Below are 22,121 nucleotides of genomic sequence, written 5' to 3'. Positions count from 1 at the left end.
GTAGATGAGGGGTACTTCGAAGGTGAGTCCGAACAGGTCGTAGGCGGCTGCGCGGTTGCCCTGCAGCAGTTCGGGGCGGATGGGGTTGCCGGTGACGACGGCCTTGGGCCGGGCGGAGGCGGGCAGGTACTGCAGGGAGGACTCGTGGGAGAGGGCGATGCGGGTGGCCAGGCGGGCCAGGATGCGGTTGGCCAGGCCCACGACGGTGGTCTGTTCGTGCATGACCAGGGGGCGGCGGATGAGTTTGGCGGCCACGCCGATGGGCACCGCGACGTAGCCTCCTGTCGACAGCACCACGTCGGGCAGGTAGCGGGCGGCGTGCCCGACCGCCTGGAGGACTCCGACGGGGATGCGGAACACGTCGGCGATGTTGGTGCCCAGCTCTTTGAGGTTGGGGCGGCGGCGTAGCTTGCCGGTGGTGATGGCCTTGAAGGGGATGCCGTGCTCGGCGGTGATCCGCGCCTCCAGGCCGTTGGCGGTGCCCACCCAGAGCACGTCGTGCGGCACCTGCCGGCGCCGGACGGCCGTCAGGGTCGTCAGGGCCGGATAGGTGTGACCACCGGTGCCGCCGCCGGTGATCAACAGTCGCAGGGTTCGTGACATGCGATCAGCGTAGGGCCGCACAGCGGAAGCCCGCGTGCCTCGGCCGCCCGTCTCCCGTCCGGCCGCACCGGGCGAACTCCGGGCCCGGCTTCCGGCCCTGCTCGGGCCACGATCGACGCCGTCGTTCGCCCTGCGATCCTGGTGGCGGGTCTGAGCTGGTCATTTCTCGGAAAAGGCGGATCTTCGCGCGAGGATGCGGACCGAGGCGCCGCGTTAGCGTCGGCGACGTGAAGATCGACACTGAGACCGACATGGAGACCGACCGGGATACCGAGCGGGAGATCGACGTGGTGCTGCCCTGCCTGAACGAGGCGGCGGCCCTTCCGTGGGTGCTCGGGCGGATGCCGGACGGCTTTCGCCCGATCGTGGTCGACAACGGCTCCACCGACGGATCCGCGAAGATCGCGGCCGGGCTCGGCGCGACGGTGGTGTGCGAGCCCCTGCGCGGGTTCGGCGCGGCCTGCCACGCCGGGCTGATGGCCGCGACCTCGGACGTCGTGTGCTTCATGGACGCCGACGCGTCGCTCGACCCGCGGCAGTTGCCCCGGGTGAGCGAACCCGTCGTGGCCGGTGCGGCCGGCCTCGTTCTCGGCCGTCGTGTCCTGCGGCCGGGAGCGTCGTGGCCGGCGCACGCCCGGCTCGGCAATGCCGTACTGGCCAGGAGGCTGCGCCGCCGTACCGGTGCCGTGCTGCACGACCTGGGGCCGATGCGGGCGTGCGGGCGCGTGGCGCTGCTCCGGCTGGGGCTGGTGGACCGGCGTTTCGGCTATCCGCTGGAGATGGTGCTGCGTGCCGGGGCGGCGGGCTGGCACATCCAGGAGACAGAGGTGGACTACCTGCCCCGCGCGGGCAGGTCGAAGGTGACCGGCACGGTACGCGGCACCCTGCGGGCGATCGGCGACATGCGCCGGGTCCTGGCCCGTCAGGACGGAACCGCGTGAATCGGAGCATGGCGATGACGAAGGCGCTGGTGACGGGTGCGGCGGGGTTCATCGGGAGCCAGGTGGCCGAGGCGCTGGAGGCGCGCGGCCACGAGGTGATCGGTCTCGACCTTCGCTCCGGCGACGACGTGCGCGACAGGGCCGTTCTCGATCGGCTGCTGCCGGGAGCCGACGTGGTCGTGCACCAGGCGGCCAAGGTCGGGCTCGGCGTGGACGTGGGGGACCTGCCCGACTACGCCTCGGTCAACGTGTTCGGCACGGCCGTGCTGCTGGCCGCGATGGCGGAGCACGGCGTCGGGCGGCTGGTGCTGGCGTCCTCGATGGTGGTCTACGGCGAGGGCGCCTACGACTGCGCCCGGCACGGCCGAGTACGTCCCCGCCCTCGCTCCAGCGCGGACCTGGAGCGCGGGTCCTTCGAGCCCCGCTGTCCCCGCTGCGGTGCGGGCGTGGCCTTCGTCGCCATCGACGAGGACGCGCCGACGGACCCGCGCAACGCGTACGCCACCACCAAGCTGGCGCAGGAGCATCTCGCCGCGAACTGGGCAAGGGAGACGGGCGGCACGGCGACCGCCCTTCGCTACCACAACGTCTACGGCCCCAGGATGCCGAGGAACACGCCGTACTCGGGCGTCGCGGCGATCTTCCGGTCCGCGCTGGAGGCGGGTCGCGCCCCGCGGGTGTTCGAGGACGGCGGGCAGACGCGCGACTTCGTCCACGTCCGCGATGTCGCCGAGGCGAACGTGGCCGCCCTCACCGGCGGCGAGCCGGGAACGCTGACCGCCTACAACATCGCCAGCGGGGAGCCCCACACGGTCGGGGAGATGGCCGCGGCGCTGGCGGCGCAGCGGGGCGGCCCCGAGCCGGTGACCACCGGGGAGTACCGGCTGGGGGACGTTCGCCACATCCTGGCCTCGCCGCAGCGGGCGGCCGTCGGACTCGGTTATCAGGCCCGGATCGGGTTCGCCGAGGGGATGAAGGAGTTCGCCACCGCCCCGCTGGCCTGACCGCTCCGCAGGTCATCAGGCCGGCCGCGCGGGCCCGCTGGACGCTCAGCCGAGCCAGGTGGTGAGCTGGGACATGGCGGTCGGGGACCAGCCGAGCTTGAGGTGGTTGAGCGGCAGCGTCGCGGTCGCGGCCCGGTTCGCGACGCCGTCGGGCGCGGTGCAGCTCGCGACGAAGACGGCGCCGTCGGACGGCCCGGTGTGCTCGTTGTGCATCAGCGCCATGTCCGGCATGTTGCCGCACAGTTGGTAGACCGGGACGCTCGACGGAGTTCCCGCGTTGATGAGGGGCTGCACCAGCGAACCTCTGTCGATGGCCCACTGGATGCCGCGGCCCGCGGTGTAGAAGCCGGTGCCGCCGTAATAGGTGGTGTACCAGTCCTGCTCGACGGTGGGCAGCGGGTAGACGTCGTCCCAGCGGTAGAGCATGTCGTCGGAGCCCGGGTAGGTGTCGCCCTCGTAGCTCAGCTCGGGATGGTTGCGCCACAGGCCGTAACAGACCATCTGGCTGTGGGGCGCGGGCGCGTTCAGCGAGCCCCCGCACTCGGGGAATATGGCGAAGTCGTGGGTCCAGCCGTGCCGGTAACCCCAGTCGAAGCCCTTGTTCGGCCCGCCGACGAGGAGCAGCTTCCTGACGCCGCCCGCGTAGGCCGTGCCCCACGGCTTGCGGAGCGACGAGACGTACATGCGGGCGTTGAACGCGCCCTTCGACCAGCCGATCACGTCGACCTGCGCCGCACCGGTCTTCGCCTGGATCCTGGCGACGGCGTCGTGGATCTGTTCCGCCCAGTAGTGGCCGTCGCCCGTGGCGTGCGGGAAGCCGACCGCGAAGACCTTGTAGCCCTGCCCGGTGAGGTGCTGCATGAGACCCGTGGTGGGGCAGGTGGCCTGGCCGCAGCCGTACGAGCCGGCGGCGTTGGGGTTGGCCCAGGCCAGATCGGCGTTCTGGTTGGCGCCGTGCACCAGCAGCACGGGGGTGCTCTTGGTGCCCGTCTGCCAGCCCGGCGCGTGGTAGAGCAGGAACCGCGAGGAGTGCGGCCGGGCGACGTCACCGAACAGACGCCTGGTCTGCCCCTTCTGGTCGCCACGCCCGTCGGACGGGAACGCCTCGGCCAGGAACCCGGAGGAGTTGTCCTTGTAGCGTTCGACGAGCGACCAGCCGTTCTCCAGGCCCGAGGTGTAGGTGGCCTCCAGCGTCACCGACGCCGTCGCGTTCGCGGCGGCGGGTGTCGTGAACAGCGCTCCGGCCGCCAACGCCAGGGCCGCGGCCACTCGTCCCCACGAACGTCGTCTCATCAGACCTCCCAGGAAGCTCGGATGAGTCACGTTCGCCCGACGGGGAGGTGCGGGTCAATGTGAGCCGCACCCATAGTCCCGTGTCGGCCGGCACCTCGAAACCTCCGCCGCGCGCGGCGACGACTGCCCGGCGTGGTCAGCGGGCCTCGGTGGCGCCGAAGGCGTGCCAGCCCCGGTCGTCGAAACCGGCGGCCTCGGCGACCGCGGCGGAGGCCAGGTTCGCGGGGTCGTGCATGTAGGTGGGCAGGACGCCCTCGTCCAGCACACGTCTGGCCGCCTGCGCGACGAGCCTGCGGGCCAGGCCCCGGCCGCGTGCGTGCGGGGTGGTGACGACGGCGAGTTCGTGGCCGTAGGGGTCGTGTCGTTTCACGCCCACTCCCGCCAGGTGCTCTCCGGTCGAGGCGTCCGTGGCCACCAGGACGTCCCCGCCGAAGGGACGGAGCCAGCCCGGCACCTCGGTGGCGTCGGCGGGAACCCAGGTCCCGGCGTCGGGGAGGGGTGCGGGGCGGGTGGTCCAGCGGTAAACGGCGGTGAACCAGCCGCGCTCGGGAAAGCCCACCATGGTGGGGATCCGCGGCCCCAGTACGGCGAGGTCCCGGTCCTTGGCGTACTGCTCGGCCACGGTCGCGGCGGCGTGCGGCGGGACCGACAGCACGCCGCCCTCGGGGCTCGACACTCCGAGCACGGGATGGATCCGGCCGTCCCAGCCGGGGCGGTCACGCTCGGGCGCGCCGACGATGCTCAGCCCGGTGGCCGCGGGCCGGTCGCCGAGCCAGCGGGACAGGTGCTCAACCAGCAGTCGTTCCATCACGTCACTCCAATGTACGGTAGGGGGGTATGGTACATCGATGTGCATTTGGGAGGACATGTGAGACGCCTGACCCGGCTCGAACCCGCTGACGCGCCCGGCAGGTCCAAGGACCTGCTGAACGACATCATCGGCAGAAGGGGCAGCGCGGGAGACATGGTCGCCACGATGGCCCACTCCCCCGCGCTGCTGGAGGGGTACCTGGGCTTCTCGCGGGCCATGAACCGCGTCAAGCTGCCGCGTGCGCTCAGCGAGAAGGTCTCGCTCGCCGTGCAGGAACGCATCGGCTGCGGCACCTGCCTCCAGGCGCACACCGAGGCCGCCCGCGCCGCCGGGCTCAGCGACACCGACATCGCGCTGGCCAGGCAGGGCACGTCCACCGACGCCAGGGAGGCCGCGCTCGTCGCCGTGGCGGTACGCGTGCTCGCGCAGCCCTCCTCGATCACCGATGAGGACGTCGCCGAGCTGCGCGCCCACGGCTGGAGCGACCGGATCATCGCGGAGCTGCCGGGGCTGGTCGCGCTCAACCTCCTGACGGGCGCCTTCAACCTCCTGGCCGGGCTGCAACCGGCGGCACCCACCGCGTAGCCGCCGTGTCGGCGCCCGTCGGTGATCGGCCCATACGCGCGGTAGCCTTCTACTCCGAGTAGAAGCGCACGAGGAGGCCGACGGTGCAGCTCGGGAACCTTGAGCGATCGATCATGGAAGCGCTGTGGAGGCATCCGCACGGCATGTTCGCCCACGACCTGGCGGCCGGTCTGCCCTCGCAGCCCGCGGTCACGACCGTGCTGACCGTCCTGATGCGGCTGGCGAACAAGGGCATGGTCTCCCGTGAGCGGGTCGGGCGAGCGCACCTGTACAAGGCCACCGCCGGCAAGGACGCGTTCGTGGCCGAGGCCATGCGCGCCGCGCTCGACGAGGCAGGAGACGTGGCGGCGGCCGTACAGCAGTTCGTCGGGACGGTGTCGCCCGAGGTGGCCGCCGCCCTGCGGGAGGCGCTCGGCGAACGGGACGGGGCCGAGCCGTGATCGCCTGGCTGGTCGCGGCCGGGGTGGCGGTGCTGCCGGTGGCGCTGGGAGATCGCGCCGCCCGCGCCCTGGCCGGGGCGGCGTGGACGCATCGCTGCCCGCGTGCGGCGCTCGCGCTCTGGCAGGCCGTCGGGCTCGGGGCCGGGCTGGGCGCGGTCGGCCTCGGGCTGGTGGCCGCGGTCGCGCCGCTGGCCGCGGTGTTCCCGCACGGGATGCACACCCTGGCGAGCCAGATCGCCAACGGGTCCGGCCTGGACGGGCTCGGGCCGCCGCACCTGCTGGCGCTGACATGGTCGGCCGGCCTGCTGACCTGGTTGCTGGTCCACACCGCGCGCACCACCGCCAGGACGGTCCGCGAACGGCGGCGGCAGCGCATGCTGGTCGACGTGGTGGCCGATCATTCGCCGGTGCACGACGCCTACGTGCTGCCGGTGGCCGAACGGGTCGCCTACTGCGTACCGGGCAGGCATCGGCGCATCGTGCTGAGCCAGGGCACGTTGGATCTGCTGACCCCGCAGGAGCTGGCGGCCGTGCTGCGGCACGAGCGGGCGCACGCGCTGGGCCGCCACGATCTGGCCCTGCTGCCGTTCGTGGCGCTGTCGCACGCGTTCCCGTGGCTGGGCGGCGCGCGCACGGCGCGGCAGGCGGTGGCGGTGCTGCTGGAGATGATCGCCGACGACCACTCCTGCCGCGCCCACGGCGAGCTGCCGCTGGCGCGCGCCCTGGTGCGGATGGCGGCCGGTGAGCCGGGCGTGGGCACGTTCGCGCTGGCGGACACCGGGGTGGTGGAGCGGCTGCAGCGGTTGCTCACCCGGCGCAGCCAGCCCGGCTGGGTGCGCGCGGCGGCGTACTCGACGGCCGGGCTGCTGCTCGGCGGTCCGATGGCCGTGCTGATCGCGCCCTTGGTGTGCATCACGGTCTGACTCCGCCACCGGCGGTCCGGGCCCGTACACTCCTTCTTAATTCTATGCCACGTAGAAATAAAACGGAGGGCGGAAGATGACGACGAATCTCAAGATCAGCCTCGGCATCGGCGCGGTCGTGGCGCTCATCCTGGCGCTGATCGTGGCCGCGGTCGTGGTGTTCGGCGGCGGGCGCGCGGAGACGCCGGCCGCCGTCTCCTCGGGACAGGCCGTGCCCCCGCAGTTCCTCGTGCGCGAGGACAGCCACCGGCTCTCCACGGCCGCCGACGGCAAGGTCACGCTGGTGGAGTTCCTCGACTTCGAGTGCGAGGGGTGCGGCGCGGTCTTCCCGCACATGGAACGCATCCGCGCCGAGTACGACGGGCGCGTCAACCTGGTCGTCCGCTACTTCCCGATGCCCGGCCACCGCAACGCCGACCTCGCCGCGCGTGTCGCCGAGGCCGCCGCCCAGCAGGGCAGGTTCGAGGCGATGTACACCAAGCTGTTCGAGACGCAGCCGCAGTGGGGCGAGGCGACCGAGTCCAAGGAGGCGTTCTTCCTCGACCTGGCCGAGCAGGCCGGGCTCGACCCGACGGCCTTCAAGCGCGACCTAGACGCACCCACGACGGCGGAACGGGTCAAGAAGGACCAGGGCGACGGGCTCGCGCTCGGCGTGCAGGGCACTCCCACGATCTTCTTCAACGGCGTGCTGCTGGACGTCGAGCCCAGTTACGACAACCTCAAGGCCAAGATCGACGCGGCTCTGCGCTCGTGACCACCGCACCGCCCGCCGATCGCGTCACGGGGCCGGTGCGCCGAGATCGGAGCTGAAGACCGTGAGCACGCCGTCGATCTCCGCCAGTTCGGTGGCGAGGTCGCGGATCGACCCAGGGCCCTGCACGAGGAGCAGGATCGAGCTGATCCCCGGGTCGCGGTGCTCGTGCCCGCGCTCGACGGTCAACTCCGCGATGACGAAGCCTCTGTCGGTGCAGGTGGCGAGGACCCGCCGGAGCGCGCCCCGTTCGTTGAGGTACGTCAGGTGCAGTCGCGACTGGGTGTACTTCGAGCGGGGCAGGTGTCCGGCCAGCTCGTTGAAGACGAACATGACCACGAAGTGACCGATGGTCACGGCGATGGCCAGCAGCCACAGTCCAGCTCCGGCGGCCATGCCGACCGCACAGGTCAGCCACACCACCGCGGCGGTGGTCAGGCCGTGTACGACATCCCGCCGGACGAAGATCAGGCCACCGCCGATGAACCCGATCCCGGCCACGATCTGGGCGGCCACCCGGGAGGGGTCGAGCACGACGTGGTCGCCGAGCACGTCGCCGAAGCCGTACTTGGAGACCAGCACGATCAGCGCCGCGGCGAAGCCGACCAGCGTGTGCGTACGCAGCCCGGCGCTCTTCTGCCGGATCTCCCGCTCCAGCCCGATCGCGGCGGACAGCAGCAGGGCCAGGCCCAGCTCGCGCAGTTGGACCCACCCCTGGCCCGCGAGTGCCTCAGCAGTGAGCGCCGCTCCCATTCGTACACATCTCCCCGGGCCGGCCGCGGCTACACCAGCCCGCCTCACCTGGGAGGTTGTTTGTTTCGCGGGCCACGTCCGGGTAGTGGGCACCACGTCTGAACTGTCGGCACGAGGGGGAAAGATGCCTCGCGGATCGAGCCCGAAGAGAGAACGGCAGTACGAGGCCATCAGGGACAGCGAGCTGCGGCGCGGAGAGGGCGCCAGGCGCGCGACCGAGATCGCCGCCCGTACCGTGAACAAGGAGCGGGCCAGGGCGGGCGAATCCCGGATCGCGAGCCGGACGTCCCTCCACGACATCTCGTCGAGCCGGCGGGGCGGGCTGCGCTCGCATTCCGGTGCCGGCGGGCGTACCAAGGACCAGCTCTACGCCGAGGCCCAGCGCCGCAAGATCAAGGGCCGCTCCAAGATGACCAAGGCGGAGCTGGAAAGGGCCCTTCGCTGACCGGATGATTCCCGGGGCCCGGCGAACGACCTGACCAGACGGCACCCGCCGGGCCGGCGGGGCTCGGCCGCGCGGTTCCCGGGCCCCACAATCCAGTCGTTCCATTATCAACATTCCGGTCGTCCGTTATCAACATTTCCTACTGGATATACATGTTATATTCGTCGTTATGCGCACTATCTCCCTGGCGTCCGTGCTGGTTACCGCCGCGCTCGCCCTCACGGCCTGCGGCGGAGCCGGTCAGCCGGCCGCCTCCCCCGGGAAGTCCGTCATCCTGATCACACCCAACCCCGTGGGGACCAACAGCTTCCTGCAGCTCAGCGTCAAGGGCGCGGAGGCCGCGGCGAAGGAGATCGGCGCCTCGTTCAAGCTGTACGAGAGCAAGGACCCCACGAGCATCGCCCAGAACCTCGACGCCGCCGTCAGGGCGAAGCCGACCGTGATCGTCGGGGTCAGCTTCTCCTTCGACGACCTGTTCGCCACCGTCCCCAAGCAGCAGCCCGGCCAGCAGTTCCTCCAGGTCGACTCGTGCGCCAAGGAGCAGGCCCCCAACCTGACCTGCGTGTCGTTCAAGGAGCACGAGGCGGCCTACCTCGCCGGGGTCGAGGCGGGCCTGCTGTCGGAGAGCGGCAAGCTGGGCGTGGTGGCGGCGCTCGACTCGCCGTTCGTGCACCGGTGGATCGACCCGTTCTTCGCCGGCGCCAAGTCCGTCAAGCCCTCCGTCACCGGCACGCCGCTCTACGTCGGCGGCAACAACCCGTTCAGCGACCCGGCCAGGGCCAAGTCCCAGGCGCAGACGCTCACCGGCCAGGGGGTCGACATCGTGGCCGCCGCGGCGTCCGCCGGTAACCAGGGCGTCTTCGAGGCGGCGTCGGCCTCCGGGGCCAAGGCGTTCGGCGTGGACGTCAACCAGTGCGCGCAGAGCGCCGGCACCATCATCGACAACGTGCTCAAGCACGTCGACGTGGCCGAACTCGCCGCCATCAAGGACATCGCGGCGGGCAAGGCGGGCGGCGTCAAGGTGTACGGGCTGAAGGAGGGCGGTGTCGGGGTCAACGCCCTCGACGACGACCTCGCCTCCTCGGGCTGCACGGTCGCGTCGAACCCCGACGTGGTCACGAAGGTCAAGCAGGTCCGCGACGACATCGTGGCGGGCCGGATCACGGTCACGGACCCCTTGGCCGGATGAACGATCACGCTCGAGCGCCCTCCGTCGAGCTGGCCGGCATCACCAAGCGCTTCGGCGACGTCCTGGCCAACGACGGGATCGACCTGGCCGTCGAGCGGGGCGAGGTGCACGCCGTCGTCGGGGAGAACGGCGCGGGCAAATCCACGCTGATGTCCATCCTGTACGGGCTGCACCGCCCGGACGCCGGACAGGTGCTGCGTGCGGGCGCTCCCGTACGGTTGCGCTCCCCCGCCGACGCCATCGCGCACGGGCTCGGCATGGTCCATCAGCGCCTGCGGCTCTTCCCCGGCCTCAGCGTGGCGGAGAACGTGGTGATCGGCGCCGAGCCGGTGCGACGCGGCGTGCTCGACCGGACGGCCGCGCACGAGGCGGTGGCGGAGCTGGCCGGACGGTACGGGCTCGGCGTGGACCCGGCGGCCCGCGTCGGCGAGCTGCCGGTGGGCGTGCGGCAGCGGGTGGAGATCCTGAAGGCGCTCTACCGGCGGGCCGAGGTGCTCATCCTCGACGAGCCCACCGCCGTGCTCACCCCGGGCGAGGCCGACGGCCTGTTCCTGACCGTGCGGGAGTTCGCCGCCGAGGGCGTGTCGGTGCTGCTGGTGACGCACAAGCTGGAGGAGGTGCTGGCGGCCAGCGACCGGGTCACGGTGCTGCGCGGGGGCCGGGTGACCGGGCGGTTCGCCACGGCGGCGACCTCGGCGGACGAGCTGGTCCGGGCCATGATCGGCCGCTCGCTCGGCACCGCCCGTCAGGAGCGCCGGCAACCGGTGGAGGCCCCGCCGACGGAACTCGCTCCGGTGGACGCCGCACCGGTCGGCGTGAAGGCCGGGGCGGCTCCGGTCGGGGCGAGGGCCGGGGAGGCAGGGTCGTACCTGCTGGAGGTGCGGGACCTGTGGGTCCGCGACCGGGACGGTGTGGCGGCGGTGGCCGGGGTGTCGTTCGGGGTGCGGGCCGGTGAGATCGTCGGGCTCGCGGGCGTGGCGGGGAGCGGGCAGCGCGAGCTGGTCGAGACCGTCACCGGGCTGCGCCGGGCGGGCTCGGGCACGGTGCTCCTGGGCGGCCGGCCCGTCGAGGCCGGCAAGGAGCGGCGGGTGGCCTACGTCCCAGGAGACCGCGCGGGACGGGCGACCGCGCCCGCCATGTCGCTGGCCGACAACCTGCTGATGGGCGCGCAGCACGGCCTCCGCCTGCGCCCGGCCCAGGTGCGGCGGCGGGCCGCGGCGCTGGTGGAGCGCTTCTCCATCCGCGCCTCCTCGGTGCGTGCGCCGATCGCGCACCTGTCCGGCGGCAACGCGCAGAAGGCGGTGCTGGCCAGGGAACTGTCCAGGGACACGCCCGTGCTGGTGGTCGAGGAGCCGACCCAGGGTGTGGACGTCGGCGCGCAGGAGCAGATCCACGCCCTGCTGGCCGCCGCCCGCGACGCCGGGCGAGCCGTGCTGGTGCAGTCGAGCGAGCTGTCCGAGCTGCGGGCCCTGGCCGATCGGGTGCTGGTCATGTTCGAGGGCCGCGTGGTCGCCGAGCTGCCCGTGTCGCAGGCCACGGACGAACGCCTCGGCGCCGCCATGACCGGCGCCACCCTCCCCCAGCCGACCGGCGGCGCGGAAGGGCCCGAACGTCTCGGCGTCGCCGGTCCCCAGCCGGTCGGTGACGCGGAGGAGGCGGCCGGATGACCGGGGTCGAGAACCCGACGGGTACCGCCGAGCCGGCCCCCGCCCGCGAGGCGGAGGCCAGGGGCGGGCAGGGGTGGGCGGTCGTGCGGCGGCTGGTCCTGTCGCCCGCCGTGCTGTCCGTGGCGGGCGCGCTGGCGCTGACCACGCTGGTCATGGTCGCCGTCGGGGTCGACCCGTCGCTCGCCTACCCCGCGCTGCTCCGGGGCGCGCTCATGGACGGCAACTTCGAGTACACGCTCGCGGCGTACGTCCCCACGCTCGGCATGGCCGTGGCGTTCGCGATCCCGCTGCGGGCGGGCGAGTTCAACCTGGGCGGCGACGGCCAACTGTCGCTCGGCGGCATCGCGGCGGCGGCGCTCGCCCTGCACGCCGGCGGCTCGTACGTGGTGCCGCTGCTGGGCGCGGCGCTGGCCGGAGCGCTGCTGGCCGGGCTGTCGGCCCCGCTGCGCACCAGGCTCGGCATCCCGGCGATCGTCAGCACGCTGCTGCTGAGCGCCCCGGCGGTCTCGCTGGCCTCCTACCTCGCCAGGTTCCCGCTGGCCGAGCCGGGCACGGGGCTGGCGCAGACGCCGCTGCTGCCGGAGGCCGCCCGGCTGCCGGCGTTCGGGGCCGGCTCGTACGTCACGATCGCGCTGCCCGTGGTCGCCGTGCTGACCGCGCTGTGGCTGTACGCCGACGCGCGTACCGTCCCCGGCTACGAGATCCGGGCACTCGGCGCGAACCGGGAGTTCGCCAGGTACGGCGGCGTACGCGTGGACCGGCTGGCCGCCGTCACGCTGGCCGCGGGCGGGGCGTTCGCTGGGCTGGTCGGCGGCCTGATCGTGCTCGGCCCGCCGTACCGCTTCGTGGACGGCGCGCTGACCGCGCCCGGTTACACGTTCACCGCGATCGCGGCCGTGCTGCTGGCGGCCGGCCGCCCGCCCGCGGTCCCGTGGGCGGTGGCGCTGCTGACGATCCTGCAGGCCGGCGGGCAGGGCATGGAGCGGGAGGCCGGGGTGCCCAGCCAGCTCACCCAGATCGTGCAGGGCCTGATCATCGTGATCGTCGCGGTGGGCGCGGTCGTGCGGAGCCGGTCGGCGGGGAGGCGCGGATGAACACCTTCCTCGCGGCGGTGCTGACCGCCACCGCTCCGGTCGTGCTGGCGGCGCTGGGCGGGCTGCTGTGCTCGGTGTCCGGCGTGTTCAACATGGCGCTGGAGGGGCAACTGCTGTGGGGTGCGTTCACGGCGGTGCTGTTCAGCCACGCGACGGGCAGCGCCTGGCTCGGCGTGGCGGGCGCGGTGCTCGCCACCGTCCTCTACGCCGCGCTGCTGTCGGTGCCCGCGGTGACGTTCCGCGCGGATCCGGTCGTGGTGGCGGTGGGGACGAACCTGCTCGCGCTCGGTCTGACCGCGTTCCTCATGCGGCAGGTGTTCGGCAGCGGCGGCACCTTCAGCTCCCCCGACCTGTCCGGGCTGCCCACGCTGGCCGCGCTCGGGCTGGACCTGCCGGTGCTGGGGCCGCAGTCGCCGCTGGTGCCGGTCGCGTTCCTGCTGGTGGTGTGGGCCTCGTGGTGGCTCGGACGGACCAGGTCGGGGCTGCGGCTGCGCGGCATCGGGCAGCACGCGGAGGCGGCCGAGTCGATCGGGCTGCGCGTGCCGGTGTACCGGCACGCTGCGGTGCTGGGGGCGGGGGCGCTGTGCGGGCTCGGCGGGGCGCAACTGGCGCTGGGCAACGTGACGCTGTTCAGCGAGGGGATGAGCGCGGGGCGGGGGTGGGTGGCCGTCGTGGCGGTCATGCTCGCCGGTGCCCGGCCGTGGCTCGGGCTGGGCGCGTGCCTGCTGTTCGGGGCGGCCGAGGCGCTGGGCTTCCGGTTGCAGGGGTTCGGGCTGCCGCAGCAGGCAGCCGACGCGGCCCCCTATCTGATCACGCTGCTGGCCCTGGTCGTGGCGGCGGCGATGCGTCGTGACAAGGAGAGAACGGTATGAGCGGGCCGGTGCTGGCCGACTCGGTACGGCTGACGGACGACGCGGTGGAGATCCTCGACCGCCGGGTCTATCCGTTCGAGGTGCGCTGGGTGCGCTGTGCCACCAGCGAGGACGTGGCCGTGGCCATCGAGCGGATGGTGACCCAGAGCTCGGGACCGCTGTTCGCCACCACGGCCGGCCTGGTGCTCGGGGCACGCGAGGCCCGACGGGACCCGCCGGAGGAGGCCGCGGCCAGGCTCCGGGCCGTGGGCGCCCGGCTGGTCGCCACCCGGCCGACGAACAACCACATCAGGGACGCCGTCCACGCCGTCCTGTCGGCGACCGTGAACGCCGACGAGCTGGCCGGGAACGAGCTGGTCGCGGCGGTGGAGGCGGCGGCGCGGGCGCACGACGACGGCTACCGGGCGCGCAGCGCCGCACTCGGCGAGCACGCCGCCTCGCTGCTCGCCGACGGCACGCGCGTGCTCACCCACTGCTGGGCCGACGCGTACCTGATCGCGACGGTACGGGCGGCGCAGGGGGCGGGCAAACGACTGGAGTTCGTCTGCACCGAGACCCGGCCCTACCTACAGGGCGCCAGGCTGACCGCGGCGACGCTGGTCGAGATGGGCTACCGGCCGACCCTCATCGCCGACGGGATGGTCGCCGCCGCCCTGTCCGACGGGCTGGCCGACGTCGCGCTGACCGCCGCCGACCGGGTGACGCTGGACGGCCATGTGATCAACAAGGTCGGCACGCTCGGCGTCGCGCTGGCGGCCAAGGCGTTCGGCGTCCCGTTCTACGCGCTGGTCGATGCCCCCGACCCGCAGGCCAGGACGGCCGCCGACGTGGTGATCGAGCGGCGCGACGGCGACGAGGTGCTGCACGCGCGCGGCGTGCGCACCGCCGCCGACGGCGTAATCGGCTACTACCCGGCTTTCGACGTGACCCCGCCCGACCTCGTGACCCGCATCGTGACCGAGCGCGGCGTCCACCACCCCAAGGAGCTCTCGTGAGACACGTCGTGGTCGACACCGACACCGGCATCGACGACGCCCACACCCTGCTGTACCTGGCGGGCCGCCCCGACGCCGAGATCGTCGCGATCACCTCGGTGTACGGCAACTGCGCCGAGGAGGACGCCACCCGCAACATCGGGTACGTCACCGGCCTGCTCGGCCTGGACGTCCCCGTCGCCAGGGGCGCCGCCGAGCCGCTGCGCGGCCCCGCCCACATCGCCGGGTACGTGCACGGCAAGGACGGCCTGGGCGACCTCGGCCACGACCGCCCGCTCCCCCGGGTGGCCGCCGAGACCGGACCCGAGCTGCTGGTACGCCTGGCGAACGAACGTCCAGGCGAGCTGGACCTGCTCGCGCTCGGCCCGCTCACCAACCTGGCGCTGGCCCTGCGCCTGGACCCCGAGCTGTTCACCAAGTACCGCTCGGTGGTGCTCATGGGCGGCTCGGGCCCCTACGCCCCGCCGGGCACGCTGCTGATGATCGACGCCAACATCAACAACGACCCCGACGCGGCCAGGGCCGTGTTCGCCGCGCCGCGCCGCGAGCTGGTCATGGTGGGCGTGAACGTGACGGCGGGCACGATTTTGGACGAGCACGCCATCGCCGCCCTGCGCGCCTCCGGCACGCCCACGGCCCGCTTCGCGACCGAGATCCTGGACGCGTACCTGGACTTCTACCAGAACGAGTGGGGCCGCAGGATCATCCCGCTGCACGACCCGCTGGCCGCGGGCATCCTGCTGGACCCCGCGTACGCCACCGCCTGGGCCGACGGCCCGGTGAACGTGCGCGGCGACGGCTTCCTGCACCGCGCCAGGCTGATGCGCACGCACGACGGGCTGCCTCCGGCCTTCCCGTACGAGCCCGCGCCGCCCACGCGGGTGATCACCGCCGTGGACGCGCGGCGGTTCGTGGCCGACTTCGTGGAGGTGCTGACCCGGTGACCGTGATCGTGCTCGACATCGAGGGGACGACCAGTTCGACGGAGTCCGTCCACGTCGGCCTGTACGCCTACGCGCGGCCCCGGCTGGGCCCGTACCTCGACGCCCACCGTGACGACCCCGAGGTGCGCGCGGTCCTCGCCGAACTCGGCGCCGCCACGACGGCGCAAGCCGTGAAGGTGCTGCACGGCTGGATGGACGGCGACGTCAAGGCCACGCCGTTGAAGACGCTCCAGGGCCGGATCTGGGCGGAGGGGTTCGCCGCGGGCGAGCTGACCGCCCACTTCTTCCCCGACGTGCCGCCCGCGCTGCGGGCCTGGCACGCGGCGGGGCACCGGCTGGCGGTGTTCTCGTCGGGGTCGGTGACGAGCCAGCGGCCGTGGTTCGCCAACACGGCGTACGGAGACCTGTCCGTGCTGGTCGGGCACTGGTTCGACACCGTCAACGCGGGGCCGAAGCGGGAGCCTGCCTCCTACGCCCGGATCGCGCAGACCCTGGGCGACCCCGCGGACCTGCTGTTCCTGTCAGACGTACCGGCCGAGCTGGACGCCGCGGCGGCGGCCGGCTGGAGCACGACCGGAGTGCGCAGACCGGGCGAGCCGAACGAGGGCACGCCGTTCGGCGCCCATCCCGTGATCACGACCTTCGAGGAGCTGACCATATGAGCGCCGACACGACCCTCGTCGCCGACCAGGTGCACGCGGCGGGAGCCAGGCTGGCGGTGGAGGCGGCCAGGTTCACCGGATTCGGGTGGATGCGCGGCACCTCCGGCAACATCTCGGAGGTGGTCTCCCGCGAGCCGCTGCGGCTGGCGGTCACCGCCAGCGGGCTGGACAAGGGCGAGCTGCTGCCGACCGACGTGGCCGTGGTCGGCTCGCGCGGGGAGGCCGTCGCGGTGGAGGGGGTCGCGCCGCTCAGGCCGTCCGCCGAGGCCGGGCTGCACGCCCGGGTCGCGGCGCTGACCGGCGCCGACGCGGTCGTGCACGTGCACGCGCTCAACGCGGTCGTGGCCGGGCGGCGCTGGCCGGGCGGGGTCCTGCTGCGGGACGTGGAGACGCTCAAGGGCATCGGCCGCCTGGCGCACGACGACGAGGTACGGATCCCGGTGATCGGCAACAGCCAGGACATGCGGGAGCTGGGTGACTGGTTCGAGTCCGGGTACGACCCGCGCACGCCCGCCGTCATCGTGGCCGACCACGGCCTGTACGCGTGGGGCACCGACCTGAAGCACGCCAGGCACGTCACCGAGTGCGTCGAGTGGCTGCTCGCCTACGCGCTGGCCGTCGCCTGACGGCCCCCGCCACGCGCGGCGGGGGCGCCGATCACCTGCCCGCCTCCGCCAGGACCTGCCCCACCCGGTCGAACAGCGGCTTCGGCTCGCCCCGCCGGGCGTCCGGGGTGAGCAGCAGCCTGGCCGCGGCCAGCACGGCGCGGATGGCCCGCACGCGCAGGTCCTCGGGCAGGGTCTCGATGTCGCTGACCGAGGAGAAGCCGATCACCCGCCGGGCGGCCTTGGCCGCGGCGAACGGCGCCGCGTCCGCGTACACCTTGGCCAGGTAGCGGTCGAGGTCGATGATCCGCGGGTCGGCCCGGCCCGGCCACAGCCCGGCGAACTCCTCGGCGAACCCCTCCCACGTCCGCGCCGCCTGCGCCAGCACCCATGCGGCGTGCGCGTCCTCGCCCAGGACGAGCGCGCGGGCGGCGGCCAGCACGTAGTTGCCCCACAGCGCGCCGACGTCGAACCCGACCGGCCCGTAGAACGCGAACTCCACGTCGAACGCCCTGGCCGAGTGCGGCTCGTCGCGGACCAGCACCGAGCCGGTGTGCAGGTCGCCGTGGATCAGCGCCTCCGCGTGCGTCATGAACGCGAGCTTGGCCGCCCCGACGGCCGCCCGCACGTCCGGGTCTCCGGCGTACGCGGCCACGTCGGCCTCGTTGGCCCGCAGGATCCGGTTGTGCTCGTGGGCGATGTACGGCTCGGTGAAGACGAGATCCTCGGTGATCTCGCACAGCTCGGGGTTGGCGGCGGTGGCCAGGGCCGCCTTGTGCCCCTTGGCGCCGAGCCCGAACACTGAGGTGCCGAACGCCACCTTCGCCACGTACCGCCCCAGGTCGCCGGCCACGCCATCGTGCCGCTGCCCCTCGTTGAGCGCGCCTCGCCACACCCGGTGGTCCGACAGGTCCTCGATGGCGATGACGTGCCGTTCCGCGTCGGTGTCGTACAGCTCCGGCACGAGGCCGGGCGCGACCGCGTTGTGCACGCGCAACGCGCGCCCCTCGATGCCGTTGCGCTCCGGGGTGATGGGCCAGGTGGGGTCCACCCGCACGTACGGGAGCGCCTGCTTGAGCACCAGCCCACCGCCCCCTTCGGTCCCGGCGACGAACACCAGGTTGAGGTTGCCGTCGCCGACCTCCCGCACCCGCGAGACCGCGCCGAAGCGGGCGAGGGCGGGCCGCGCGGCGACGTAGCCGGGCACCGTGTCCACGGTGAGGAGCTCGTAGCTCACCTGATCCTCCTGAGCGTGTAACTGGTCACCAGCGCGCCGACGAGCAGCGCGCCCTGGACGAAGGTCTGGGCGTAGTAGGGCGCGTTCAGCATGGTCAGGCCGTTGATCGCGACGCCGATGAACAGCGCGCCCACCACGGTCCCCAGCGCGTTGGGCCGGTTGGCGCCCAGCACCGCGAACCCGATCAGCGCCGCCGCGACCGACTGCAGCAGGTACGGGTCCCCGGCCCCCACGTCGCCCCTGCCGAGCCTGGCCGTCAGCAGGATCCCGGCGACCGCCGCGCACACCCCCGACACGGCGTAGGCCAGCGCGCGGTAACGGGCCACCCGGATGCCCGCCAGGCGGGCCGCCTCGGCGTTGCCGCCGATCGCGTACAGCGCCCGGCCCCAGCGGGTGTGGTTGAGCAGCACGTACACGGCGGCGGCGAGCAGGGCGAACACCACCACGGGAACCGGCACGGAGACGATCGTGCCGCTGCCCAGCCAGACGAAGCCCTCGGTGAAGCGGCCAGGGGCGGGCGCGCCGTCCACCGTCATGCCGGGCGCGACCGACTGCCCGCCCGTGACGATCAGCGCCAGCCCTTGGAACAGGAACAGCGTGCCCAGCGTCGCCACCAGGTCGGGCACCTTGGCGACGACGGTCAGCAGCACGTTGACCCCGGCCACGACCAGCCCGGTGAGCAGGCCGGCCACGATCGCGGTGCCGCCGGTCAGGTTGAACCGCACCATGGTCAGCGCGGTCACCATCACCACCGTGCCCACGCAGGCGCCCGCCGACAGGTCGAACCCGCCGGTCGTCATGGAGACGGTGACGCCGAGCGCGACGATCCCGACCACGGCCACGGACTGCAGGACGACCAGGGCGTTCGGATAGGTGGCGAAGGCGGGCCTGAGCAGGGAGAACAGGACGAGCATGACGGCGAGCACGCCGAGGAGGCCGTAGCGGTAGGCCAGGGCCGCGGCGCGGGAGGCCGCCCGACGCCGCGCGGACGCCGCGGCGCCGACGCCCGACGCGATGCCCGTCACCGCGCACCGCCCCGCTCGGTCGCGCCCGATCCCGGGATGCCGGATCCCGGGGCGCCCGATCCCGGGGTGCCCGATCCCGGGGTGCCCGACATGAGGGCGGTCAGGCGCTCCGGCGTGGCGTCGGCGATCGGCAGCTCTCCCGCCAGGTCGCCCTCGTGCAGCACGAGCACCCGATCGGCCAGGCCGTGCAGCTCCTGCGGGTCCGAGGAGGCCACGACCACGGCCGTCCGCCGTGCGCGTTCCCTGACGACACCGGAGATGTCGGCGCGGGCGGCCACATCCACGCCGCGGAAGGGCTCGTCGAGCACCAGCAGCCGCAGGTCGCCCGCCAGCCAGCGGCCCACCACCACCTTCTGCTGGTTGCCGCCGGACAGCGACTCGATGGGCGCCTCCGGCCCTGGGCCGCGTACGCCGAACAGCTCGATCACGCGCCGGGCGGCGGCGTGCTCGGAACGGCGGGCCAGCAGCCCGGACCGGCCGTGCCGCCGCAGCCAGGGCAGCGTGACGTGCGCGCGTACCGACCAGCCGGGCACGATCGACTGCGCCGCCCGCTCCTCAGGGGCCAGCGCCACCCCGGCCGCGATCGCGTCGTGGGGGTCCTTCGGCTCGTACGGCACTCCGCCGAGCGAGAGGCTCCCCGACACCAGCGGACGCGCCCCGCCGAGCTGTTCGAGCAGCTCCGTCTTGCCCGCCCCGACCAGCCCGGTCACGCCCAGCACCTCCCCCGCGCGCACCTGGAACCCGAACGCGCGCCCGCCCCGCACGGCTCGTACCCCGTCGGCGACCAGCACCTCCTGGCCCGGCTCCGCCGGCAGGCCCGTGCGTGTGGGGCCCAAGTCGGCCGCGGGGCCGAGCATGGCCGCGACGATGGCCGCGCGGTCCAGCGGCGCGGCGAACGCGGCGACCAGCTCGCCGTCCCTCAGCACCAGCACCCGATCGCACAGCGCCTCGATCTCCGACAGCCGGTGCGAGACGTACAGCACGGACACGCCCGTGGCCGCCGCCTCGCGCACCCGGGCGGCGAGCGCGCCCGCCTCGACCTCCGACAGCGTCGAGGTGGGCTCGTCGAGGATCAGCAGGCGGGCCCGGCGGGCCAGCGCGCGGGCGATGACGATCTGCTGCCTGGCGCTCGCCGGCAGGCTCTCCACCGGCGCGTCCAGGGGCAGCCCGAGGCCGGGGGCGACGGCCGCGGCGGCGGTGCGTACCCGGGCGCGGGTGCGGAACCATCCGCCTCCGGCCAGCGTGTCGAGCGTGAGGTTGTCCGCCACGGTGGCACCGAAGACCACGCCGTCGTCGATGTTCTGGTGCACGGTCTGCACCCCCGCCGCCTGCGCGTCCAGCGGCCCGCCGAACGTCACGGGCCGCCCGTCGAACGACAGCGTCCCCGAGCTGGGCGCGGTGGCGCCGGAGAGGATCTTGATGAGCGTGGACTTGCCGGCCCCGTTCGTGCCGATCAGCCCGACGATCTCGCCCGGCCGCAGGTCGAGGGAGACCGAGGACAGGGCCGTGGTGGCGCCGTACGCCTTGGAGACGGACGTGACCGCGAACGTCACGACGCCGGCCACGGCACGCGGGCCACCTCGGGGGTCGTGAGAGCGGGGAAGGCCCTGGTGAGCTGCTCGACGCCGGTGATGCCCGCGTCACGCAGCCCCTTCTGCGTGATCAGCGACGGGGGCACGGTGAGCGCCCGGTCCACCTGCTCGCCCGCGACCAGCAGGGCGGCGGCGCGTACCGCGATCCGGCCCACGTTGGCGGGGTCGGTGGCCGAGGTCGCCACCCACGGGCTGTTCGGCTCGGTCATGACGCCGATGTCGGCGGTGGACACGTCCGCGCCGTAGATCTTCACCTGCCCGGCCAGGCCGAGCTCCTTGACGGCCAGCGCCGCGCCCTTGGCGAACTCGTCGTACGGGGCGAAGATCGCCTTGACGCCCGGGTGGGCCTGGAGCGCCGCCTTGGCCTGGTCGGCCACGGCCGCGGCGGTCGAGCTGTTGACCACGCCGATCTGCGCCACCTGCTTGATGCCCGGGTTGTCCCGCTTGAACTGCTCCCAGGTCTCGTTACGCCGGTCCAGCGGCGCGAACCCGGCGACGTAGACGTAGACGACCTCGCCGGAGCCGCCCGTGTCCGCCTTCAGCGCGCCCAGCGCCTGCTCGGCGATCTGGTGATCGTCCTGGGTGAGTGCGACGGCCTCGGGGGTGCCCGGATCGACGTCGAACGCGACGAGCGGGACCTTGGCGGCGACCGCCTTCTTGATGGCGGGCTGCACCGTCTGGGCGAACCCGTGGTCGACGATGATCGCGTCCGCCTTGGCGGTGACGGCCTGTTCGAGGTTGAGCGCCTGCTTGTCGTTGTTGCCGTCGCCGCTGGAGACCTCCAGCTTCACGTTGAGCGCCTCGGCCTCGGCCTGGGCGCCGGCCAGCCACTGCTCGAAGTAGTCGCCGGAGGAGAGCTGCCGGACGAGGGCGATCCTGACGTTCCCGGCGGCGAACTCGGCCGGTACGGCACCGGTCGGGACGGCGACCGGTGATGACGAAGACGGTGGAGCGGAGGGAGCGGAGGGAGCAGCGGCGGGCGTGCCCTGGGAGCAGCCCGCCAGGGCGAGGAGAGCCACCGCGCCCACAAGTCGTGCGAGGTTCACATAACGGACTATATCCGACAATTCATGCATGTATTGTAGACTTTTCTAGCATGACATACCTGACCGTTTACACCGACGGCGAGCAGCCCGAGACCCTGCTGGAGACCGAGGACTCCACGGAGATCGCGGCGACGCTGAAGGAGATCGACGTCGTCCTGCGCCACTGGGCGGTCGCCGAGGACCTGGCGAAAGACGCCGGCCAGGACGAGATCCTGGCCGCCTACCGCACGGAGGTCGAGCGCGTCATCGCCGAGGAGGGCTACACCTTCGTCGACGTCGCCCAACTCCACCCGGATGACAGCCCCGACTGGCCCGAGCGCGCCACGGCGGCCCGGCAGAAGTTCCTGAACGAGCACACCCACGACGACGACGAGGTCCGCTACTTCGTCTCCGGCTCGGGCATCTTCTACCTGCACGTGAACGGCAAGGTGCACGCCGTGCTCTGCGAGGCCGGCGACCTGCTGAGCGTACCCAGGAACACCACGCACTGGTTCGACATGGGCACCGAGCCCGACTTCACCGCCATCCGGTTCTTCCACGACGACGACGGCTGGATCGGCGACTTCACCGGCGACCCGATCGCCCGGCGCATCCCCGACTTCGACACGATCGCCGCCGGTCGCGCGGCCAGGAACTGAGGCGGG

The 22,121-nt window shown here is 73.1% G+C and carries 24 protein-coding genes; 16 read left to right on the top strand and 8 right to left on the bottom strand.

Features of this window, described 5'->3' with window-relative positions; all coding sequences use genetic code 11:
* Positions 1-603: UDP-N-acetylglucosamine--N-acetylmuramyl-(pentapeptide) pyrophosphoryl-undecaprenol N-acetylglucosamine transferase (locus ABD844_RS19550; protein WP_344879367.1), on the bottom strand; the 603-nt coding region annotated here is incomplete at its 3' end.
* Between the two features lie 227 nt (positions 604-830).
* On the opposite strand from ABD844_RS19550, the gene ABD844_RS19545 reads away from it, so the two are divergent.
* Positions 831-1,544 carry a glycosyltransferase family 2 protein gene (locus ABD844_RS19545; protein ID WP_344879364.1) on the top strand — a complete coding sequence of 238 codons (714 nt, stop codon included), beginning with the start codon at positions 831-833 and terminating at the stop codon, positions 1,542-1,544.
* A gap of 8 nt (positions 1,545-1,552) precedes the next feature.
* Complete coding sequence (locus ABD844_RS19540; protein ID WP_344879361.1) at positions 1,553-2,548, top strand: NAD-dependent epimerase/dehydratase family protein; 996 nt, start codon at positions 1,553-1,555, stop codon at positions 2,546-2,548.
* Positions 2,549-2,593: 45 nt separating this feature from the next.
* Here the strand turns inward: ABD844_RS19540 and ABD844_RS19535 are convergent, their stop codons facing one another.
* Complete coding sequence (locus ABD844_RS19535) at positions 2,594-3,841, bottom strand: esterase/lipase family protein (RefSeq protein ID WP_344879358.1); 1,248 nt, start codon at positions 3,839-3,841, stop codon at positions 2,594-2,596.
* A 136-nt stretch (positions 3,842-3,977) separates the two neighbouring features.
* Positions 3,978-4,649 carry a GNAT family N-acetyltransferase gene (locus ABD844_RS19530; protein ID WP_344879355.1) on the bottom strand — a complete coding sequence of 224 codons (672 nt, stop codon included), beginning with the start codon at positions 4,647-4,649 and terminating at the stop codon, positions 3,978-3,980.
* Positions 4,650-4,709: 60 nt separating this feature from the next.
* Here ABD844_RS19530 and ABD844_RS19525 point away from each other — a divergent pair, with 60 nt between their 5' ends.
* The 4 genes from ABD844_RS19525 to ABD844_RS19510 all read left to right on the top strand — a co-directional run bounded on the left by ABD844_RS19525 (position 4,710) and on the right by ABD844_RS19510 (position 7,354).
* Positions 4,710-5,237, top strand: coding sequence for a carboxymuconolactone decarboxylase family protein (locus ABD844_RS19525; protein WP_344879352.1), 528 nt, complete (start codon positions 4,710-4,712; stop codon positions 5,235-5,237).
* Positions 5,238-5,320: 83 nt separating this feature from the next.
* Positions 5,321-5,677 carry a BlaI/MecI/CopY family transcriptional regulator gene (locus ABD844_RS19520; RefSeq protein ID WP_344879349.1) on the top strand — a complete coding sequence of 119 codons (357 nt, stop codon included), beginning with the start codon at positions 5,321-5,323 and terminating at the stop codon, positions 5,675-5,677.
* Positions 5,674-6,600 (top strand): M56 family metallopeptidase, encoded by a 927-nt coding sequence (locus ABD844_RS19515; protein WP_344879346.1) that lies wholly within the window; start codon positions 5,674-5,676, stop codon positions 6,598-6,600. Before ABD844_RS19520 ends, ABD844_RS19515 begins: the two co-directional genes overlap by 4 nt.
* Positions 6,601-6,676: 76 nt before the next feature.
* The gene (locus ABD844_RS19510) at positions 6,677-7,354 is read left to right on the top strand and encodes a DsbA family protein (protein WP_344879343.1); all 678 of its coding nucleotides are present in this window, start codon (positions 6,677-6,679) and stop codon (positions 7,352-7,354) included.
* Positions 7,355-7,378: 24 nt separating this feature from the next.
* On the opposite strand, the gene ABD844_RS19505 is transcribed toward ABD844_RS19510, so the two are convergent.
* Complete coding sequence (locus tag ABD844_RS19505) at positions 7,379-8,104, bottom strand: MgtC/SapB family protein (protein WP_344879340.1); 726 nt, start codon at positions 8,102-8,104, stop codon at positions 7,379-7,381.
* A gap of 124 nt (positions 8,105-8,228) precedes the next feature.
* On the opposite strand from ABD844_RS19505, the gene ABD844_RS19500 reads away from it, so the two are divergent.
* The 9 genes from ABD844_RS19500 to mtnB all read left to right on the top strand — a co-directional run bounded on the left by ABD844_RS19500 (position 8,229) and on the right by mtnB (position 16,598).
* Positions 8,229-8,549 (top strand): plasmid stabilization protein, encoded by a 321-nt coding sequence (locus ABD844_RS19500; RefSeq protein ID WP_344879337.1) that lies wholly within the window; start codon positions 8,229-8,231, stop codon positions 8,547-8,549.
* A 169-nt stretch (positions 8,550-8,718) separates the two neighbouring features.
* On the top strand, positions 8,719-9,738 hold the full coding sequence (locus ABD844_RS19495) for a BMP family ABC transporter substrate-binding protein (protein ID WP_344879333.1): 1,020 nt from the start codon (positions 8,719-8,721) through the stop codon (positions 9,736-9,738).
* Positions 9,735-11,405 carry an ABC transporter ATP-binding protein gene (locus tag ABD844_RS19490; protein ID WP_344879330.1) on the top strand — a complete coding sequence of 557 codons (1,671 nt, stop codon included), beginning with the start codon at positions 9,735-9,737 and terminating at the stop codon, positions 11,403-11,405. The genes ABD844_RS19495 and ABD844_RS19490 overlap by 4 nt, the downstream gene beginning before the upstream one ends.
* Complete coding sequence (locus ABD844_RS19485; protein WP_344879327.1) at positions 11,402-12,499, top strand: ABC transporter permease; 1,098 nt, start codon at positions 11,402-11,404, stop codon at positions 12,497-12,499. Before ABD844_RS19490 ends, ABD844_RS19485 begins: the two co-directional genes overlap by 4 nt.
* Complete coding sequence (locus ABD844_RS19480) at positions 12,496-13,371, top strand: ABC transporter permease (RefSeq protein ID WP_344879324.1); 876 nt, start codon at positions 12,496-12,498, stop codon at positions 13,369-13,371. Before ABD844_RS19485 ends, ABD844_RS19480 begins: the two co-directional genes overlap by 4 nt.
* On the top strand, positions 13,368-14,366 hold the full coding sequence (locus ABD844_RS19475) for a s-methyl-5-thioribose-1-phosphate isomerase (RefSeq protein ID WP_344879321.1): 999 nt from the start codon (positions 13,368-13,370) through the stop codon (positions 14,364-14,366). Before ABD844_RS19480 ends, ABD844_RS19475 begins: the two co-directional genes overlap by 4 nt.
* A complete protein-coding gene (locus ABD844_RS19470) occupies positions 14,363-15,310 on the top strand; it encodes a nucleoside hydrolase (RefSeq protein WP_344879318.1) in 948 nt (315 codons plus the stop codon). The genes ABD844_RS19475 and ABD844_RS19470 overlap by 4 nt, the downstream gene beginning before the upstream one ends.
* The gene (mtnC, locus tag ABD844_RS19465) at positions 15,307-15,972 is read left to right on the top strand and encodes an acireductone synthase (RefSeq protein ID WP_344879315.1); all 666 of its coding nucleotides are present in this window, start codon (positions 15,307-15,309) and stop codon (positions 15,970-15,972) included. Before ABD844_RS19470 ends, mtnC begins: the two co-directional genes overlap by 4 nt.
* The gene (gene mtnB / locus ABD844_RS19460; RefSeq protein ID WP_344879312.1) at positions 15,969-16,598 is read left to right on the top strand and encodes a methylthioribulose 1-phosphate dehydratase; all 630 of its coding nucleotides are present in this window, start codon (positions 15,969-15,971) and stop codon (positions 16,596-16,598) included. Before mtnC ends, mtnB begins: the two co-directional genes overlap by 4 nt.
* Positions 16,599-16,629: 31 nt before the next feature.
* Here the strand turns inward: mtnB and mtnK are convergent, their stop codons facing one another.
* From mtnK to ABD844_RS19440, 4 genes are read right to left on the bottom strand one after another with little or no spacing between them, the layout of a single operon-like run.
* Positions 16,630-17,814: an S-methyl-5-thioribose kinase gene (mtnK, locus tag ABD844_RS19455; protein WP_344879309.1), complete on the bottom strand. Its 1,185-nt coding sequence runs from the start codon at positions 17,812-17,814 to the stop codon at positions 16,630-16,632.
* Positions 17,811-18,839: an ABC transporter permease gene (locus tag ABD844_RS19450; RefSeq protein ID WP_344879306.1), complete on the bottom strand. Its 1,029-nt coding sequence runs from the start codon at positions 18,837-18,839 to the stop codon at positions 17,811-17,813. The genes mtnK and ABD844_RS19450 overlap by 4 nt, the downstream gene beginning before the upstream one ends.
* Entirely contained in the window at positions 18,836-20,404 is a 1,569-nt protein-coding gene (locus ABD844_RS19445) for a sugar ABC transporter ATP-binding protein (RefSeq protein WP_344879303.1), read from the bottom strand. Before ABD844_RS19445 ends, ABD844_RS19450 begins: the two co-directional genes overlap by 4 nt.
* Positions 20,389-21,477: a substrate-binding domain-containing protein gene (locus tag ABD844_RS19440; protein ID WP_344879300.1), complete on the bottom strand. Its 1,089-nt coding sequence runs from the start codon at positions 21,475-21,477 to the stop codon at positions 20,389-20,391. Before ABD844_RS19440 ends, ABD844_RS19445 begins: the two co-directional genes overlap by 16 nt.
* 50 nt (positions 21,478-21,527) lie before the next feature.
* On the opposite strand from ABD844_RS19440, the gene ABD844_RS19435 reads away from it, so the two are divergent.
* Positions 21,528-22,115: a 1,2-dihydroxy-3-keto-5-methylthiopentene dioxygenase gene (locus ABD844_RS19435; RefSeq protein WP_344879297.1), complete on the top strand. Its 588-nt coding sequence runs from the start codon at positions 21,528-21,530 to the stop codon at positions 22,113-22,115.
* Positions 22,116-22,121: the final 6 nt, after the last annotated feature.

The sequence above is a fragment of the Nonomuraea antimicrobica genome, assembly GCF_039536965.1.
Classification (GTDB): Bacteria; Actinomycetota; Actinomycetes; order Streptosporangiales; family Streptosporangiaceae; genus Nonomuraea; species Nonomuraea antimicrobica.
This window is presented reverse-complemented; position numbering and strand designations above follow the sequence as displayed.

What these genes read in the sequence shown, in the direction of transcription:
- ABD844_RS19540 (WP_344879361.1), top strand. Translation starts at nt 1,553, where the DNA reads ATGGCGATGACGAAGGCGCTGGTGACGGGTGCGGCGGGGTTCATCGGG.
- ABD844_RS19535 (WP_344879358.1), bottom strand. Translation starts at nt 3,841, where the DNA reads ATGAGACGACGTTCGTGGGGACGAGTGGCCGCGGCCCTGGCGTTGGCG.
- ABD844_RS19530 (WP_344879355.1), bottom strand. Translation starts at nt 4,649, where the DNA reads ATGGAACGACTGCTGGTTGAGCACCTGTCCCGCTGGCTCGGCGACCGG.
- ABD844_RS19510 (WP_344879343.1), top strand. Translation starts at nt 6,677, where the DNA reads ATGACGACGAATCTCAAGATCAGCCTCGGCATCGGCGCGGTCGTGGCG.
- ABD844_RS19505 (WP_344879340.1), bottom strand. Translation starts at nt 8,104, where the DNA reads ATGGGAGCGGCGCTCACTGCTGAGGCACTCGCGGGCCAGGGGTGGGTC.
- ABD844_RS19500 (WP_344879337.1), top strand. Translation starts at nt 8,229, where the DNA reads ATGCCTCGCGGATCGAGCCCGAAGAGAGAACGGCAGTACGAGGCCATC.
- ABD844_RS19495 (WP_344879333.1), top strand. Translation starts at nt 8,719, where the DNA reads ATGCGCACTATCTCCCTGGCGTCCGTGCTGGTTACCGCCGCGCTCGCC.
- ABD844_RS19490 (WP_344879330.1), top strand. Translation starts at nt 9,735, where the DNA reads ATGAACGATCACGCTCGAGCGCCCTCCGTCGAGCTGGCCGGCATCACC.
- ABD844_RS19485 (WP_344879327.1), top strand. Translation starts at nt 11,402, where the DNA reads ATGACCGGGGTCGAGAACCCGACGGGTACCGCCGAGCCGGCCCCCGCC.
- ABD844_RS19480 (WP_344879324.1), top strand. Translation starts at nt 12,496, where the DNA reads ATGAACACCTTCCTCGCGGCGGTGCTGACCGCCACCGCTCCGGTCGTG.
- ABD844_RS19475 (WP_344879321.1), top strand. Translation starts at nt 13,368, where the DNA reads ATGAGCGGGCCGGTGCTGGCCGACTCGGTACGGCTGACGGACGACGCG.
- mtnB (WP_344879312.1), top strand. Translation starts at nt 15,969, where the DNA reads ATGAGCGCCGACACGACCCTCGTCGCCGACCAGGTGCACGCGGCGGGA.
- ABD844_RS19435 (WP_344879297.1), top strand. Translation starts at nt 21,528, where the DNA reads ATGACATACCTGACCGTTTACACCGACGGCGAGCAGCCCGAGACCCTG.